15 protein-coding genes are annotated in these 15,623 nt (G+C 70.4%); 10 read left to right on the forward strand and 5 right to left on the reverse strand.

The features are described from left to right. The first annotated feature begins 3 nt into the window (after nucleotides 1-3). Complete coding sequence (locus tag U742_RS0113500; RefSeq protein ID WP_038361544.1) at nucleotides 4-1,470, forward strand: alpha/beta hydrolase; 1,467 nt, start codon at nucleotides 4-6, stop codon at nucleotides 1,468-1,470. 154 nt (nucleotides 1,471-1,624) lie between these two features. Here U742_RS0113500 and U742_RS0113505 read toward each other — a convergent pair whose 3' ends face one another. The 3 genes from U742_RS0113505 to U742_RS0113515 all read right to left on the reverse strand — a co-directional run bounded on the left by U742_RS0113505 (nucleotide 1,625) and on the right by U742_RS0113515 (nucleotide 6,325). Beyond that, the gene (locus tag U742_RS0113505; protein ID WP_029353865.1) at nucleotides 1,625-1,882 is read right to left on the reverse strand and encodes a YMGG-like glycine zipper-containing protein; all 258 of its coding nucleotides are present in this window, start codon (nucleotides 1,880-1,882) and stop codon (nucleotides 1,625-1,627) included. 295 nt (nucleotides 1,883-2,177) lie between these two features. Further along, nucleotides 2,178-5,240: an efflux RND transporter permease subunit gene (locus tag U742_RS0113510; protein WP_029353867.1), complete on the reverse strand. Its 3,063-nt coding sequence runs from the start codon at nucleotides 5,238-5,240 to the stop codon at nucleotides 2,178-2,180. Next, nucleotides 5,240-6,325, reverse strand: a complete 1,086-nt coding sequence (locus tag U742_RS0113515; protein ID WP_029353868.1) for an efflux RND transporter periplasmic adaptor subunit — start codon at nucleotides 6,323-6,325, stop codon at nucleotides 5,240-5,242. Before U742_RS0113515 ends, U742_RS0113510 begins: the two co-directional genes overlap by 1 nt. A 290-nt stretch (nucleotides 6,326-6,615) precedes the next feature. On the opposite strand from U742_RS0113515, the gene U742_RS23390 reads away from it, so the two are divergent. From U742_RS23390 to U742_RS0113555, 9 genes are all read left to right on the forward strand, one after another. After that, nucleotides 6,616-6,795: a hypothetical protein gene (locus U742_RS23390; protein WP_038361547.1), complete on the forward strand. Its 180-nt coding sequence runs from the start codon at nucleotides 6,616-6,618 to the stop codon at nucleotides 6,793-6,795. A 160-nt stretch (nucleotides 6,796-6,955) separates the two neighbouring features. Then, on the forward strand, nucleotides 6,956-7,417 hold the full coding sequence (locus tag U742_RS0113520) for a Na+/H+ antiporter subunit E (RefSeq protein WP_051661164.1): 462 nt from the start codon (nucleotides 6,956-6,958) through the stop codon (nucleotides 7,415-7,417). After that, nucleotides 7,410-7,697: a hypothetical protein gene (locus tag U742_RS0113525; protein WP_038361549.1), complete on the forward strand. Its 288-nt coding sequence runs from the start codon at nucleotides 7,410-7,412 to the stop codon at nucleotides 7,695-7,697. The genes U742_RS0113520 and U742_RS0113525 overlap by 8 nt, the downstream gene beginning before the upstream one ends. Continuing rightward, nucleotides 7,694-8,005 carry a monovalent cation/H(+) antiporter subunit G gene (locus tag U742_RS0113530; protein WP_029353874.1) on the forward strand — a complete coding sequence of 104 codons (312 nt, stop codon included), beginning with the start codon at nucleotides 7,694-7,696 and terminating at the stop codon, nucleotides 8,003-8,005. Before U742_RS0113525 ends, U742_RS0113530 begins: the two co-directional genes overlap by 4 nt. Beyond that, nucleotides 8,005-8,931: a hydrogenase subunit MbhD domain-containing protein gene (locus tag U742_RS0113535; RefSeq protein ID WP_029353876.1), complete on the forward strand. Its 927-nt coding sequence runs from the start codon at nucleotides 8,005-8,007 to the stop codon at nucleotides 8,929-8,931. Before U742_RS0113530 ends, U742_RS0113535 begins: the two co-directional genes overlap by 1 nt. Next, nucleotides 8,928-9,263, forward strand: a complete 336-nt coding sequence (locus U742_RS0113540) for an NADH-quinone oxidoreductase subunit K (protein WP_029353878.1) — start codon at nucleotides 8,928-8,930, stop codon at nucleotides 9,261-9,263. Before U742_RS0113535 ends, U742_RS0113540 begins: the two co-directional genes overlap by 4 nt. Further along, nucleotides 9,263-10,774, forward strand: a complete 1,512-nt coding sequence (locus tag U742_RS0113545) for a complex I subunit 5 family protein (RefSeq protein ID WP_029353880.1) — start codon at nucleotides 9,263-9,265, stop codon at nucleotides 10,772-10,774. The genes U742_RS0113540 and U742_RS0113545 overlap by 1 nt, the downstream gene beginning before the upstream one ends. 10 nt (nucleotides 10,775-10,784) lie before the next feature. Beyond that, the gene (locus U742_RS0113550; protein ID WP_038361552.1) at nucleotides 10,785-12,416 is read left to right on the forward strand and encodes a complex I subunit 5 family protein; all 1,632 of its coding nucleotides are present in this window, start codon (nucleotides 10,785-10,787) and stop codon (nucleotides 12,414-12,416) included. A gap of 113 nt (nucleotides 12,417-12,529) precedes the next feature. Next, complete coding sequence (locus tag U742_RS0113555) at nucleotides 12,530-13,753, forward strand: alpha/beta hydrolase (RefSeq protein ID WP_029353884.1); 1,224 nt, start codon at nucleotides 12,530-12,532, stop codon at nucleotides 13,751-13,753. Nucleotides 13,754-13,783: 30 nt separating this feature from the next. On the opposite strand, the gene U742_RS0113560 is transcribed toward U742_RS0113555, so the two are convergent. Together U742_RS0113560 and U742_RS0113565 are read right to left on the reverse strand one after the other, a co-directional pair. After that, a complete protein-coding gene (locus tag U742_RS0113560) occupies nucleotides 13,784-14,107 on the reverse strand; it encodes a YXWGXW repeat-containing protein (RefSeq protein ID WP_029353887.1) in 324 nt (107 codons plus the stop codon). Between the two features lie 70 nt (nucleotides 14,108-14,177). Further along, nucleotides 14,178-15,623: a GntP family permease gene (locus tag U742_RS0113565; RefSeq protein ID WP_029353888.1), complete on the reverse strand. Its 1,446-nt coding sequence runs from the start codon at nucleotides 15,621-15,623 to the stop codon at nucleotides 14,178-14,180.

The following is a 15,623-nucleotide window of genomic DNA, read 5'->3' on the forward strand; positions in this document are numbered from 1 at the left end:
AGCATGTTCCGACGCGCGCTGAAGATCACCAAATGGATCGGTGTCGGCGTCGGGCTGACGCTCGTCGCCTTCCTCGGCTTCCGCATCTACTACTCGCAGACCGGCGCGCCGCTGGAGCCCTGGCACACCTTCGTGCCGGAGGAGATGACCATCGAGGAGATGGACCGCTCCGACTGGGCCGGCTACCTCGCCGCCGAGGCGCGCATCTTCGCGAGCGTCAATGACGAGGTGGTGGAGAAGCTACCGCCCGGCGAGGATGTGCCCTCGAACCGCTACTTCAAGGGCAGCATCGTCTATCCGCCCTCGCTCACCCAGGACTTCAACCACTCCTACGAGCTCGAGCCCAGCGGCACGCCGATCGGCGCAGTGGTGCTGCTGCATGGGCTGACCGACTCGCCCTACAGCCTGCGCCACATCTCGCAGCGCTATGTCGAGGCCGGCTATGTCGCGGTAGCGATCCGCCTGCCCGGCCATGGCACGGTTCCCGCCGGGCTCACCGAGGTGGAATGGGAAGACTGGATGGCGGCGACGCGGCTCGCCGTGCGCGAGGCGCGCGCCCGCATCGGGGCAGGCAAGCCGCTGCACATCGTTGGCTTCTCCAATGGCGGGGCGCTGGCGCTGAAATACGCGCTCGACGCGCTGGACGATCCCAAGCTGACGCGGCCCGACAAGCTGATCCTGATCTCGCCGATGATCGGCATCACCCGCTTCGCGCGCTTCGCCGGCCTCGCCGGGCTGCCGGCCTTCCTGCCAGCCTTCGCCAAGGCGGCGTGGCTGTCGATCATCCCGGAATTCAACCCGTTCAAATACAACTCATTCCCGGTGAACGGGGCGCGCCAGTCCTACCAGCTCACCGCCGCGCTGCAGGGCGCCATTGCCGCGCACGCGCAGGCCGGGCGGCTCGGCCAGTTGCCCCCCGCCCTCACCTTCCAGTCGGTGATGGACTTCACCGTCTCGACGCGCGCGATCATCACCGCCTTCTACAATCTGCTGCCGGCCAATGGCAGCGAGCTGGTGCTGTTCGACCTCAACCGCAACACCAAGCTCGGCCCGCTGCTGCGCGCCTCCTCCTATGCGGCGCTGATGCGCATGCTGCCGCCGGCGCCGCGCAATTTCCGCTCGACCATCATCTCCAATGTCAGCCCGGCCAGCGCCGAGGTCGCCGAGCGGACGACGGAAGCCGGCCAGACGCAGGAGAGCGAGCGGCGCCTCGGGCTGCTCTATCCGCGGGATGTCTATTCGCTCTCGCATGTCGCCCTGCCCTTCCCGCCGGGCGACGGCCTCTACGGCTCGGACCCCGATCCGGACGAGAATTTCGGGCTGGAACTCGGCGCCATGGCGGTGCGCGGCGAGCGCGGGGCGCTGATCGTCAATCTCGACGCGATCATCCGCATGTCGTCGAATCCGTTCTTCCCCTACATGCTCGAACGGATCGTCGAGACGATGGGGCCAGCAGCGCCTAAGCCCTGAGCGGCTCGCCTGTCATTCGGCGCGAGAGCTGACCGGCGTCATCGCCGGATCCGTCCCGGCCATCCACGCCCTCTCGGTCAGAAGCTGGATCCCCGGGCCATGCCCGGGGATGAAGGCGCGCAGTGACCTCGCGCCGCTCTCTCTGGCAGGCAGCTCAGCAGCGCACGCGGACCGCGTTGCCGTAGGCGTCACGGGCCCAGCAATCGCGCGGAGCCGTCGCCGCGCCGACCGCCGCGCCGGTGATGGCGCCCACGCCCGCACCAATAGCTGCGCCGCGTCCGCCGCCGGCGATGCCGCCGATGACCGCGCCCGTGCCGGCGCCGATGAGCGCGCCGCCGCCGGCCCGCTGCTCGGTGGTGGTGCAGCCGGCGACCGCGAGGGCAACCAGCGAAATGGTCAGGATCTTCTTCATCTTCCAGCACTCCTTGGGTGAACAACTTTTCCCGCCCGGCGACGTTCCGGACGGGCAGGCTCCTGCTTCCGGTCGCTTCCGCCCCCCGGCGGCGCGCTCGGCCAGAGCATGTTCCGCGAAAGTTGAAAGACCTTCGCGGCGAGAACGTGCTCCAATCTGTCGGAACAGAGCACTTTCTTGTCGATCAGGCGACGCCGCCCGGTCGGAACGGGCTCAAGGCTCGCGCGGCCGGACTGAACATCGCGTTCGGCCAACGCGTAAAACTTGATGTTCCCGTTCACCGCCATGCCCGCGTTCAGCCGGCCGGCGCCGGCGCCGAGGCGGGCGTTGCTGCGCGCTCTCCGCCGGCGGTCGCCAGATAAAGCGCCGGCAGGAAGATCAGGGTCAGCAGGGTAGCGACCAGAAGGCCGCCCATGATGGCAAAGGCCATCGGCCCCCAGAACACGGTCGGGGCGATCGGGATCATGCCCAGCACCGTCGAGACGGCGGTGAGCATGATCGGCGTGAAGCGGGCGCAGGAGGCATCCAGCACCGCCTCGCGTGCGCTCTTCCCCGCCTCCCGCTCGGCCTCGATCTGGCCGATCAGGATGACCGCGTTCTTGATGATCATGCCGATCAGCGCCAGCACGCCGAGGATGGCGACGAAACCGAGCGGCCGGCTGGAGACCAGCAGCGCCAGCACGACGCCGATCAGCCCCAGCGGCGCGACGCTGATGACCATGAAGGTCAGCGAGAAACGCCGGAGCTGGAACATCAGCACGGTGAACATGATCAGCAGCATCACCGGCACCACCGCCATGACCGAGGCGAGCGAGGACGCGCTCTCCTCCACCGTGCCGCCGGTCTCGATGCGGTAGCCGGCCGGCAGGGTCTTCGCCAGCGCCTCGATCTTTGGCGCGAGCTGCGAGACCACCGTCTCGGGAAGCGTACCCGCCTTGATGTCCGACTGCACGGTGAGGCTCGGCTGCCGGTCGCGCCGCCAGACCAGCGGATAGGTCTGCGCGTAGTCGAAGGTGGCGAACTGGCTGAGCGGCACGGTGCGCACGCCCGGCAACGGCACCTGCACGGTGCGCAACGTGTCGAGAGAGACGCGCTGCTCGTCGGTGGCGCGCAGCACGACGTTGACGAGGTAGATGTCGTCGCGCACCTGCGTCACCGGCGCGCCGGTGATCATAGTGTTCAGCACCGAACCGATCGCCTCGGTCGAGAGGCCGAGCAGGCGCGCCTGGTCCTGATCGATGCGCACGCGGATCTCGCGGGCGGGCTCGATCCAGTCGTAGTTCACCGTCTCGGTCAGCGGGTCGGCGGCGATCACCTCGGCGAGCCTGAAGGCGATGTCGCGCACCTGCCCCAGCTCCGGCCCGATCACGCGGTACTGGATCGGCCAGCCGACCGGCGGCCCGAGCTCCAGCGGCGAGACGCGGCTCACCACGCTGGGGAACTCCTCGGCGAGCAGCTTCACCAGCCTGGCGTGCAGGCGCTCGCGCGCCTCGACGTCCTTCGCCACCACCACGGCCTGACCGAAGAAGTCGTTGGGAAGCTGGGCGTTGAGCGGAAGATAGAAACGAATGGCGCCACGGCCGACATAGCCGCTCCAGCGCTCGACATCCACATCGCCCTTCAGCGCGTCGTCGAGCCGCTGCATGGCGCGCTCGGTGGCGTAGATCGAGGCGTTCTGGGGTAGCTGCAGGTCGACCAGCAGCTCCGGCCGGTCCGACGAGGGGAAGAACTGGCGCGGGATCAGCGGCATCGCCAGCACGGCGAGGACGAACAGCGCGAGGGTGACGGCGACGGTCACCCAGCGGGCGGTCAGCGCGGCGGAGAGGAAGCCGCGATAGATGCGCATTACCCGGCCCGGCTCGCCGCTGGCGTTCTTCGGCGGCTTCAGCACCACAAGCCCGATCAGCGGCGCGAAGATCACCGCCACCAGCCAGGAGACCAGCAGCGCGATGGTCACCACCGCGAACAGGGTGAAGGTGTATTCGCCCGCCGAGCTCGCCGCGAAGCCGACCGGCACGAAACCGGCGATGGTGACCAGCGTGCCGGCCAGCATGGCGAAGGCGTAGGTCTTGAAGGCGTAGACCGCCGCGACCTCCTTGCGCTCGCCGGCGGCGAGGCGCCCGAGCGTGGCGTCGGTGGTGGTCATGGCGTCGTCGACCATGAGCGCCAGCGCGATGATCAGCGCGCCGAGCGAGATGCGCTGCATGTCGATGTTCATCAGCCACATGATGGCGAACACCGCCGCCAGCGTGAGCGGGATGGTGAGTGCCACCATCAGCCCCGCCCGCACGCCTAGCGCGATGAAGCTGACGACGAGGATGATGACGATCGCCTGCCAGAGCGATTCCATGAATTCGGAGATCGCGTTCCTCACCGTTACCGCCTGGTCGGCGACGAGGTGCGGCTCGATGCCGATCGGCAGATCGGCGGTGATCGCCGTCATGGCGGCGTCGATATTGCGGCCGAGCTGGAGGATGTCGCCGCCCTCGCGCATGGCAATGGCGAGGCCGATGCCCGGCTGGCCGTTGACACGGAACAGCGGGCTCGGCGGGTCGACGAAGCCGCGTCGCACGGTGGCGATGTCGGCGAGGCGCAGCATCCGCCCGTCGACGGCGAAATTGATGTTGGCGATGTCCTGCTCGGAGCCGAAGGCGCCGGTGACGTCGATGGCGAGCTTCTCGTCGCCGGTCTGGATGGTGCCGGACGGCTGCACCACGTTCTGCGCCCGCAAGGCGGCGATCAGCGCGCCGCGGTTGATGCCGAGGCTGGCCAGCTCCTGCATCGAGAACTCGACGAAGATCTGCTCGTCCTGCTCGCCGAGCAGCTCGATCTTGGAGACGTCGGGCACGTTCAGCAGCTTCGAGCGGGCGCCCTCGACATAGTCGCGCAGCTCGCGATGGGTGAAGCCGTCGGCGGTGAAGCCGTAGATCAGGCCGAAGGTGTCGCCGAACTCGTCGTTGAAGCCCGGTCCGACCACCCCCTGCGGCAGGGTGTGGCGCATGTCGCCGATGCTTTTGCGCACGTGGTACCAGACGTCCGGCACCTGCGCCGCGGTGGTGCTGCCCTTCAGGTTGACGAAGATCGTGGTGATGCCGGGGCGCGTATAGCTGCGGATGTTGTCGAGATGCGGCGTCTCCTGCAGCGTGCGCTCAAGCCGCTCGGTGACCTGCTGCAGCGTGTCCTCGATGCCGGCGCCCGGCCAGGCCGCCTGCACCACCATGGTCTTGATGATGAAGGAGGGATCCTCGGCGCGGCCAAGTCGCGTATAGGCAAAGAGCCCCGCGCCGACCACCGCGATCATGAAGTAGATGACCAGCGAGCGCTCGCGGACCGCCCATTCGGAAAGGTTGAACCGCATCACGACCCCGCGCCGAGCAGCCGGACCTTCTGGCCGGGATGCAGCGCCTGCACCCCGGCGGTGACGACGACTTCGCCGGCGGCAAGGCCGCTCGCGACGCCGACGGTGGCCTGGCTGAACCGCCTCACCTCGATGTTGCGCAGCGCGACGGTCTGCGTCGCCGGATCGACCACCCAGACGGCCGGCTGGCTGTTGACGGAGGTGAGCGCGGAGGCGGGGATCTCGATCACGGCGTCGTTGTCGAGCTGGATCCGGCCGTTGACGGTGGAGCCGAGCCGCATCGCTTCCGGCGGACTGTCGAGACCGACGCGCACGCGGAAGGTCCGGGTCACCGGATCGGCCTGCGGCGAGACTTCGCGCACGCGACCGATCGCGGTGACACCGGCATCGTCGGTGAGCGATACGTCGATGACCGCGTCCGCCGACGCCGCACGCAGCATCTGCGCGGGCACGTCGAACACCGCATCGCGCCCGCCCTCGCGGGCGAGCTGGAGAATCATCTGCCCCGCCTGCACCACCTCGCCGGGCTCGGCGCCGCGCGCCGTCACCGTGCCGGGGGCATCGACCACGAGGTTGGTGTAGCCGACATTGTCCTCGGCGATCTTGAGCTGCGCCTCGGCGTTATCGACCCCCGATTGCGCGGCCTGCAGCCCCGTGCGCGCCGCATCGTGCTGGGCGCGGGTGGTGAAGCCGTTGCCCAGCAGACGGTCCTGCCGCTCGAAGGTGTTCGCCGCAGTGACGAGCTGGCTCTCGGCGGCGGCAAGCGCCGCCTGCGCCGAGCGCAGCGTGTTCAGCGCGTTCTGCGGATCGAGCCGCGCCACGATCTGGCCCGCCTTCACGCGGTCGCCGACATTGGCGGTGCGCTCGATCATCCGGCCGGAGACGCGGAAGGCGAGCGACGCCTCGTCCTGCGCCTGCACATGGCCGGTGAAGGTGACGAGCTGGCCGCCCTCGCCCTTGCCGACGGAGATGACGCGAACCGGCCTGAGCTGCGGCGCCTCCGCCTCGCTTTCCTGACCGCAGCCAGCCAACAGCAGCGCGGCGCCGAGCGCGGCAACGCTCATCCAGGGGCTCGACGTCCTCATCTCAGCTTCATTCCATCGCATGGGGTAATTGGTCCGCGGTGACAGGTTAAGGAGCGCCGGGCGACGTGCGCATCCGCAATACTGCGTCCGGAACATTGTCGTTTGACGTCGAGCAGTCCGACGGGCCTCGCATCAATATACCGGCTCGGCGCCCGGCGGTATCCGCAATGCGTCCGGGTCGCGTCCGGGTGGAGATTGGTACCGGCAGGAGGCGCCGAACGGGCGGGCCTCGCGATCGGCTTCGCGCCGACGCGCCGCGAAACGCTCAAGCTGGCTGCGCCGCCGGGAGAATGGTCGCCATCAAGGCATTGATCGGCCTCGCATGGGCCGAATTGAGCCGCTTCGGCCACGAAGATCATCGCACCCGCAAATCGCCAGAAGTCGCCCAATACCACCATGTGCTTGAAGAGCGACGGCGCCGCAACCCCCATCCTCTGCCGACTGCCGTTTTCTTCGCGGCGCCCATGTAGGGTGGGTGCGGCTTTAATGGTATTGCCTTGCGCCAGCACGGCTCGGCACACTGCGGGCGAATCCGGGGCAGGCCGTCCCGCCCTCGAGAGCGCGAGACGCATGAACGACCGGCCAGCATCGACAGGCGCAGCGGAGCGCGCATTCGGAACGCCGGGCGCGGTGCGCACTGTTGCATTCTTCGTGCTGTGGCTGGTGATCCACGGCGCCGGTGCGGCCGGCCTCCTCGTCGGTGCGCTGACCGCCATTGCCGCCGCATGGCTCAGCCTGCGGCTGCTGCCGCCGGTCGCGGGGCGCCTTTCCGTCGCGGAGCTTTTCCGAATCATCCTGCGCTTTCCACGGCAGTCGCTCGTCGCCGGGCTCGACGTCGCCCTGCGCGCGCTGAACCTGCGACTGCCGCTGATGCCCGGCATCGTCCCCTGCCCGACCGCCCTGCCGGACGGGCCCGGCCGCGACGCCTTCCACGCCTATATGAGCCTGCAGCCCGGCACGCTGCCGGTCGCCATGCGCTCCGAGAGCGAGCTTCTGGTGCATGCGCTCGACACCGGCCAGCCGGTCGCCGTCGCCTTCGCGGTGGAGGAGGCGGCGGTGCGGCGGCTGACGGAGCCGCGCGGCAATGACTGAGCTGCTCTCCGCCGCCGCCTTCATCCTGCTGGCGCTGATCGCCGTGGGGCTGGTCTGGCTGCTGCGGGCGCGCAGCGCGGCCGACCGGCTGATGGTCGTGCAGCTCGCCGGCACCGGCGGCGCGGCCGCCGCACTGCTGTTCGCAGTCGCGCAGGGCGTCCCCTCCGCCACCGACGTGGCGCTGACGCTCGCCCTGCTGGCCGGCTTCGCCTCCGCCGCCCTGGCGGTGGCAAGCGCGCCGCGGCCGGCGGGCGAGGCCAAGCGGCGGGAGCCGTCATGAGGCTGTCGATCGACCTCTTCACCATCGCCGCCGTGTCCTGCGGCCTCTTCTTCTTTCTCGCCGGCACGGTCGGGCTGCTGCGCTTTCCGGACGCCCTGTCGCGGCTGCACGCATTGACCAAGGCCGACAATCTCGGCCTCGGACTGATCGCGCTCGGCCTGATGCCGCAGGCGGCGAGCCTGCTCGACGCCTTGAAGATGCTGGCGATCTGGCTGCTCGTGCTGTTCGCGAGCGCCGTCGCCGGGCAGATGATCGCCCGAGTGGTGCATGAGGAGGCTTCCGGCAAGCCTCCCGGCGGGCGCGACTGATGGGCTGGATCCCCGACGCCGTGCTGGTCGTCATGCTGCTGGAGGTGGCGCTGTTCAGCGTGCTGGCACGCGAATCGCGGGCCGCGGTGATCGGCTTCATGGCCTTCGGCCTGCTGCTCGCGCTCGGCTGGGTGCGGCTCGGCGCGGTCGACGTGGCGCTCACCGAGGCGGCGATCGGGGCGCTGACCGGCGTGCTGCTGCTCGGCGCCTGCACCCGCGTCGCCGAGCGGGAGGAGCCGAAACCTTCGCCGGTGCTGCGCCTTCTCGCCGCCATCCTCTGCACGCTCGTCGCCGGTGGGCTCGCCGCCATCATGCTCGACGCGCCCGATCCCTCCCCGACGCTGGCGCCGGAGGCGGCGGCGCATCTGGATGCGCTCGGCCTCGGCAACCCGGTCACCGCCGTGCTGCTCGCCTATCGCGCGCTCGACACGCTGCTGGAGACCGTGGTGGTGGTGCTGGCGCTGATCGGCGTCTGGTCGCTCGCCCCGGACGAGGCCTGGCGCGGCGCGCCGGAGCCGCTGATCCCGGCGGCGCCGAACCCGCCGCTGCGGCTGCTGGCGCGCGTGCTGCCGCCGATCGGCCTCGTGGTAGCGGTGCACATCCTCTGGGTCGGCGCCGACGAGCCCGGCGGCAAATTCCAGGCGGCCACCCTCATCGCCGCCATGTGGCTATTGGTGATGATGGCCGGGCTGGCTCCGGCGCCCGATCTCGGCGACCCGCGCCTGCGTCTGCTGGCGGTGACCGGCCCGGCGGTGTTCCTCGCCGTGGGCTTTTTCGGCCTGCTCGCGCCGGGCAGTTTCCTCGCCTATCCGGAGGGTTGGGCGAAGCCGCTCATAGTGCTCGTCGAGATCGTCCTCACCGCATCGATCGCGCTGATGCTTGCCCTGATCGTGCTCGGCCCCGGCGCCCGGAAGCCGCAGCGATGAGCGGAGTGTCGCTCATCGGCATCGGGGCGGCCGCGCTCGTCGGCATCGGGCTCTACGGGGTCTTGATGCACCGCTCCGGGCTCCGGCGGGTGCTGGCGTTCAACCTCGTCGGGGCGGGCGTGTTCCTGATGTTCGGCATCGCCGGCAAGCGCGGCGCGGCGGTGGGGCTGCCGGGCGATCCGGTGCCGCAGGCGCTCGTCATAACCGGCATCGTGGTCGCCTTCGCCGCCACCGCGCTTGCCGTCGCGCTGCTGACGCGGCTTGCCGACCTTCGAACCAAGCCCGCCCCGATGACATCGAACGACACCCCTCCCCCGTCGGAGGCCCCGTGATGGCCGACGCCGCGAACGCGACCAGCGCCGGCGGCATCCTGCTGGTGTTCGCCGTGGTGGTGCCCGTCATCGGCATGCTGGCGCTGCTGATGCTCCGCCTGCTCGGCCTCTCCCGCGCCGCGCCAGTGGCGCTCGTCGCCATCGCCGGCGGCACGGCGGTGGCCTTCGCGACGGCATATCTGGTCATCGGCACGCAATCCGCGCTCGTCTACGTGGTCGGCGGATGGGCGCCTCCGCTCGGCCTCGCGCTACGCGCCGACGGGCTCTCCGCGGTGATGATGGCGATGGCGGCGGTTATCATCTGCGGCATCGCCCTCTATGCCCGCCCGCAATTCGACGCGCCGGACGAGGCGCCGGAGGGCCGCCGCGCCTTCGCCTTCTGGGCGCTGCTCCTCGGCCTGTGGAGCGCGCTCAATCTCGTGCTCGTCGGCGAAGACCTGTTCAACCTGTTCGTCGCGCTCGAGCTTCTCACCTTCGCCGCCGTGCCGCTGGTGTGCCTCGACGGCAGGGCGGAGACGCTCGAGGCGGCGTTGAGATACCTCGTCTTCGCACTGGTCGGCTCGGTGCTCTACCTGCTCGGCACGGCGATCCTGTACGGCCAATACGGCACGCTCGACATCGGCCTGATCCACGACGTCGCCCGGCCCGACCTGCCGACGCATGCGGCGGTGGCGCTGATGATCGGCGGGCTGATGGCGAAGGCCGCGCTGTTCCCGCTGCATCTGTGGCTGCCGCCCGCCCATGCCGGCGCGCCGGCGCCGGCCAGCGCGGTGCTCTCGGCGCTGGTGGTGAAGGCGCCGTTCTTTATCATCCTGCGGCTGTGGTTCGACGTGCTGCCGGGGCCTTCGGCCATCGTGGCGGCGAATCTGCTCGCGCTGCTCGGCGCCGCGGCGATCCTCGTGTGCAGCGTCGTCGCGCTCCGGCAGGAACGCCTCAAGTTGATGATCGCCTATTCGACCGTCGCGCAGATCGGCTACCTGTTCCTGATGTTCCCGCTCACCGTGGTGCCGGGCGTGCCGCCGTGGGAGACCATCGGCTGGACCGGCGGCGCGCTGCAGCTCATCTCGCACGCCTTCGCCAAGGCGGCGATGTTCCTCGCGGCGGGGCTGATCTACGAGGCGCTCGGCCACGATCGCATGGACGACCTGGCCGGCGCCGGCCGCGCCGTGCCGGTCAGCCTGTTCGCCTTCGGCCTCGCCGGCCTATCGCTGATGGGGCTGCCGCCGAGCGGCGGCTTCATCGCCAAGCTGCTGCTGCTCAACGCCGCGACGCTGGCCGGCGCCTGGTGGATCGCCATCGTCATTTCGATCGGCGGCCTGCTCGCGGCCGGCTATGTGACGCGGGTGCTGAAACGAGCCATGGCGGCGCCGGCGGCGGCGATCCATACGCAGCCGGTGGCGCGCTCGCGCGAGCTGGCGGCGCTTTTCCTCGCTTTGTGCGCGGTGGCGCTCGGCCTGGTGCCACTGCAGCCCTTCGGCCTGTTCGCCATCGGCCGTTCGGTGATGCCATGAGGACGGGCAGATGAGCTTCGCCGGCCTGCTCCTCGCCGCCACGCTGCTGACGCCGCTCCTCATGGTCGCGGCCTGCGTGCTGCCGCGCTTCCGCGCGCGGGTCTTCGACCTTCTCGCGCTGGCGCCGCTGCCGGGGCTGGCGACGGCACTGCTGGCGCCGGGCGGTTCGCTGGTACTGGCGCCCTCGCCGCTGCGCATCGTGCTGGCGCTCGATTTTCCCGGCGCCATGCTGCTCGGCGGCTCAGCGCTGCTGTGGACCACCGCCGGCTTCTATGCCCGCAGCTACATGCCCGAGCAGGCGGGGCGCGCTGGCTTCTCCATCTGGTGGCTGCTGACGCTCGCCGGCAGCTTCGGCGTCTTCGTCGTCGCCGACATGACCAGCTTCTACCTGATGTTCTCGCTGGTCAGCCTCGCCGCCTACGGGCTGGTGGTCGAGGAAGGCTCGGCGCGCGCCGAGCGGGCCGGCTTCTTCTACATGGTGCTCGCCTTGCTCGGCGAAGCCTTCCTGCTGTTCGGCTTCGTGCTGATGGCGACCGCCGGCCCCGCCGGCAATCCGCTGATCAGCGAGGCGGTGGCGGCGCTTCCCGCCTCGCCGTGGCGGGACGCGACGATCGTCCTGCTCATCCTCGGCTTCGGGCTGAAGATGGGCCTCGTTCCGCTGCATGTGTGGATGCCGCTGGCGCATCCGGTGGCGCCGATGCCGGCCTCGGCGGCGCTGTCCGGCATCGTCGTCAAGGCGGGGGTAATCGGGCTGATCCGCTTCCTGCCGTTTGGCCAGCCGCTCGCCGAATGGGGCACGGTGCTGATCGCGCTCGGGCTGTTCACGGCCTATTACGCGGTCGCGGTCGGCATCACCCAGCAGCATCCGAAGACGGTGCTGGCCTATTCGACGGTGAGCCAGATGGGCTTCGTGGCGGGGGTCATCGGCGCGGGCCTCGCCATCGGTGACGCCGGGGCGCCGCTGCTCGCCGCCTATTACGCGCTGCACCACATGCTGGTTAAGGGCGCGCTGTTCCTCGGCGTCGGCGTCGCAGCGGCGACCGGCACGGGACGGCAGCGGCTCGTCATGATCGTCATGGGGGTGATGGCGCTCAGCCTCGCCGGCCTGCCCTTCACCAGCGGCGCGCTCGCCAAATTCGCGGCGAAGGGGCCGCTCGGCGACGGGCTCGCGGGCACGCTGGCGACGCTTTCGGCGGTCGGCAGCGCGCTGCTGATGCTGCATTTCCTGCGGCTGCTGGCCGGCGCCTCCAAGGCCGCGCCGGACGCGACCGCCCCCATCGGGCTGCGGCTGCCATGGCTCGCGACGGCGCTGGCCTCGATCCTAGTCGGCTGGGCGCTGTTCGCGCCGGCAACCGGCTATGCGCCTTCCTTGCCGCTCGCGCCCGACAAGCTCTGGGCGGCGCTCTGGCCGATCCTCGCGGGCGGGGCGCTTGCCGCCGCGCTCATCCGCTGGGGCGCGCGACTGCCGCAGATCCCCGAAGGCGACGTGGTGGTGCTCGCCGAGCGCTGCGCCCCGGCGGTGCTGGCGATCGGCTCGGGGGCCGAGGCGCTGGACCGGGCGCTGCGGCAATGGCCGGTGGCCGGGATCGCGCTGCTCGCCATCGTGCTGGCGTTCGCCGGCGCCCTCGGCGTTTCGCGGTGACGGACGCCTTCGCAGGCCTGACACGGGAGGGCTCTACAGCGGGGCGGCTGGTCAGCTCCGTGCCGACCGGATATTGCTGCGTGAAAGTGGTGTGCGGGTTCTGGGGAAGCGGAATGCGTGTGGTCGTCGTCTTGCTCGCCTGCGCGCTCAGCGCCGGATGCTCCGGCCGACCGGTCGGCGTTCTGGCGCCGGTCGAGGCGGCGGCACCCGACGCGACTCGGCTCGACATGCTGGTCGCCACCACCCGCCAGCCGACCGACGACCCCGGCATCCGCTACACGGGCGAGCGCGGCCGCAACGTCTCGCTGAGCTCCTTCACCGTATCGATCCCGCCCGACGGCAGGCGCGAGGTCGGACAGGTGCAGTGGCCGCAGCGCCTGCCGCCCGATCCGGCACGCGAATTTGCCACGCTCGCGGTCAAGCCGCTGCCCGGCATCGACGCCGCACGAGGCTGGCTCAGGACGAACCTGCCGCCGGGGCGGCGCGTGCTGATCTTCGTGCACGGTTTCAACAACCGGTTCGAGGACGCCGTCTACCGCTTCGCGCAGATCGCGCACGATTCCCGCGCCCAGGCGGCGCCGGTGCTGTTCACCTGGCCCTCGCGCGGCAGCGTCTTCGCCTATGGCTTTGACCGCGAAAGCGTCAATTTCTCGCGCGACGCCTTTGAGGAGGCGGTCTGGCAAATCGCCACCGATCGCAACGTGGCGGACGTGACCATCATGGCGCACTCCATGGGTGCCTGGCTCGCCATGGAAGGGCTGCGCCAGATGTCCATCCGCCATGGCCGCCTGCCGGCCAGCATCCACAATGTCGTGCTGGCCTCGCCGGACCTCGATGTCGACGTGTTCGCCACGCAATGGCGGGCGCTCAACGGACCGTCGGCGCGCTTCACCGTCTTCGTGTCGCAGAACGACCGTGCGCTCGCCCTGTCGCGCCGGCTGTTCGGCAATGTCGACCGGCTGGGCCAGATCGACCCGACTACGGAGGCGAATCACGCCGCGCTGGAGAAGTCCGGCATCGTGGTCATCGACCTGACCGCGCTGCGCGGCGGCGACCAGTTCAACCACAACAAGTTCGCTGAATCGCCCGAGGTGGTGCAGTTGATCGGCACGCGCCTCGTCGCCGGCCAGACGGTGACGGATTCGGACCCCTCTCTCGGCGAGCGGATCGGCGGCGTGGCGATCGGGATCGGGCAGACCGTCGGCAGCGCCGCCGGCGCCGCCATCAGCGCCCCGATCGCCGTCTTCGATCCGGCGACGCGCCGCGCCTACAAGGATCAGGTCGGCCAGGTGGGCCGGTCGGTCGAGGCGACGGTCAGCGGTGCGCCGGGGGAATAGGCGCACGCCACCCGGACGCCCGCCAGCGTCCTACCGGTGCGGCACCCAACGCACCGGCTCGTAGACCCACTGGCCGCGGCGCAGCACCCAGCGCGGGCCGGTGAGCCGGAAGCCGACGCGGTTGCGCTCGAAATAGCCGGCGTTCCACACCCAGCCGCGTCGCGCATCCCAGGTCCAGTGCCCCGGAACCCAGGTGTAGCCGCGCTTCGGCGGCGGGCGCACCTCGCGGCGGGCGGCGGGCGGCGCACCATGCGGGCGGGCCTGCGCGCCGGCGTCGTCGCCGGTGGCGACGAGGGCAAGGGGAGCAGCCGCGAGGCCGGCGAGAGCGGTCAGGAGCGAGCGTCGGGAGAGCATGTCTTCGAGGTCCTCATGGGCCGGCCGAGGTGGCCACCCCTTACGGCGGCGTAGCAAGAGCGCAGCCCTTCTAGAAGCTTCCGACCGCCGAGCCCAGCGCGATCACCGCCACCAGCGCCAATATGGCGCCAACGATCGCCACCATTACGATGTCGAGATAGCTCTGCTTCGGGGTCGTGCCGCAGACGGCGAGCAGCGTCACCACGGCGCCGCTGTGCGGCAGGCTGTCGAGCGTGCCGGCGCTCATCACCGCGACGCGGTGCAGCAGCGCGGGATCGATGCCGAGCGCATAGGCGCGCTCCAGATAAGTCGAGCCCAGCGCGTCGAGCGCGATGGTCAAGCCGCCCGAGGCCGATCCGGTGAGCGCGGCGAGGATGTTGGTGGCAACGGCGAGCGACACCAGCGGGCCGCCCTCGATGGAGAGCACCCAGTCGCGCACCAGCGCGAAGGCCGGCAGGCCGGCCACCACCGCGCCGAAGCCGACGAGGCTCGCCACCGAGAAGATCGGCAGCACCGAGGCGTTGGCGCCGGAATCCATGCTGTCGCGCAATTTGGGAAGGCGTCCCCAGTTCAGCGCGACGGTCGCGACGATGGCGACGATGAGGGCCACCGCCACCGACCACACGCCGCTCACCGCCGCGAAGGGCACCGCGCCCCAGCGCTCCTCCTGCAGGAAGGAGAAATCGAGGGCGGGCAGGATGACGAAGGACATCAGCAGGTTGACGACGATCACCAGCACCAGCGGCAGCGCCGCGAGGGCGATCGGCGGTCGGTCCGGGCTGAGATGGCCGCGCTCGATCTCGGCGGGGTCGAACTCGCGGGCGGTGGTGGCGCGTTCGCGCAGCAGCGTATCGTCGGATGCCGCGACCGCGCCCGTATCGCCGAAGCCTTCGCCGGCGCGCCGGGCGGCAGCCTCGGCGCGGCCGAGCCACCACAGGCCGAAGCCGAGCATGATCAGGGAGGCGATGATGCCGAGGCCGGGCGCGGCGAAGGGGGTGGTGCCGAAGAACGGCATGGGGATGGCGTTCTGGATCGCCGGCGTGCCGGGCAGCGCCATCATGGTGAAGGTGAAGGTGCCGAGCGCGATGGCCGGCGCCATCAGCCGGCGCGGAATATCGGCGGCGCGGAACAGGGCTTCCGCCATCGGCGCCAGCACGAAGAGCGCGACGAACAGGCTGACGCCGCCATAGGTGACGATGGCGCCGGCCAGCACGACGGCGAGGATCGCCCGCCCGGCGCCGAGCTTCGCGGTCATGAAATCGGCGATGGAGCCGACCGCGCCGCTGTCCTCCATCAGCTTGCCGAACAGCGCGCCGAGCAGGAACAGCGGGAAGAACTGGCCGACGAAGACGGCCGCGCTGCCCATGAAGGTCTGGGTCCAGTTGGCGAGCAGCGGCTCGCCGGAGAGCAGCGCCGCCAGCAGCGCCGCGACCGGCGCCAGCAGCAGCACGCTCCAGCCGCGATACGCGAACCAGATGAGCAGGCCGAGGCCGACGAGGATGCCGATCAGCCCCAT

The organism is Allobosea sp. 117 (assembly GCF_000702305.1).
Classification (GTDB): Bacteria; Pseudomonadota; Alphaproteobacteria; order Rhizobiales; family Xanthobacteraceae; genus Ancylobacter.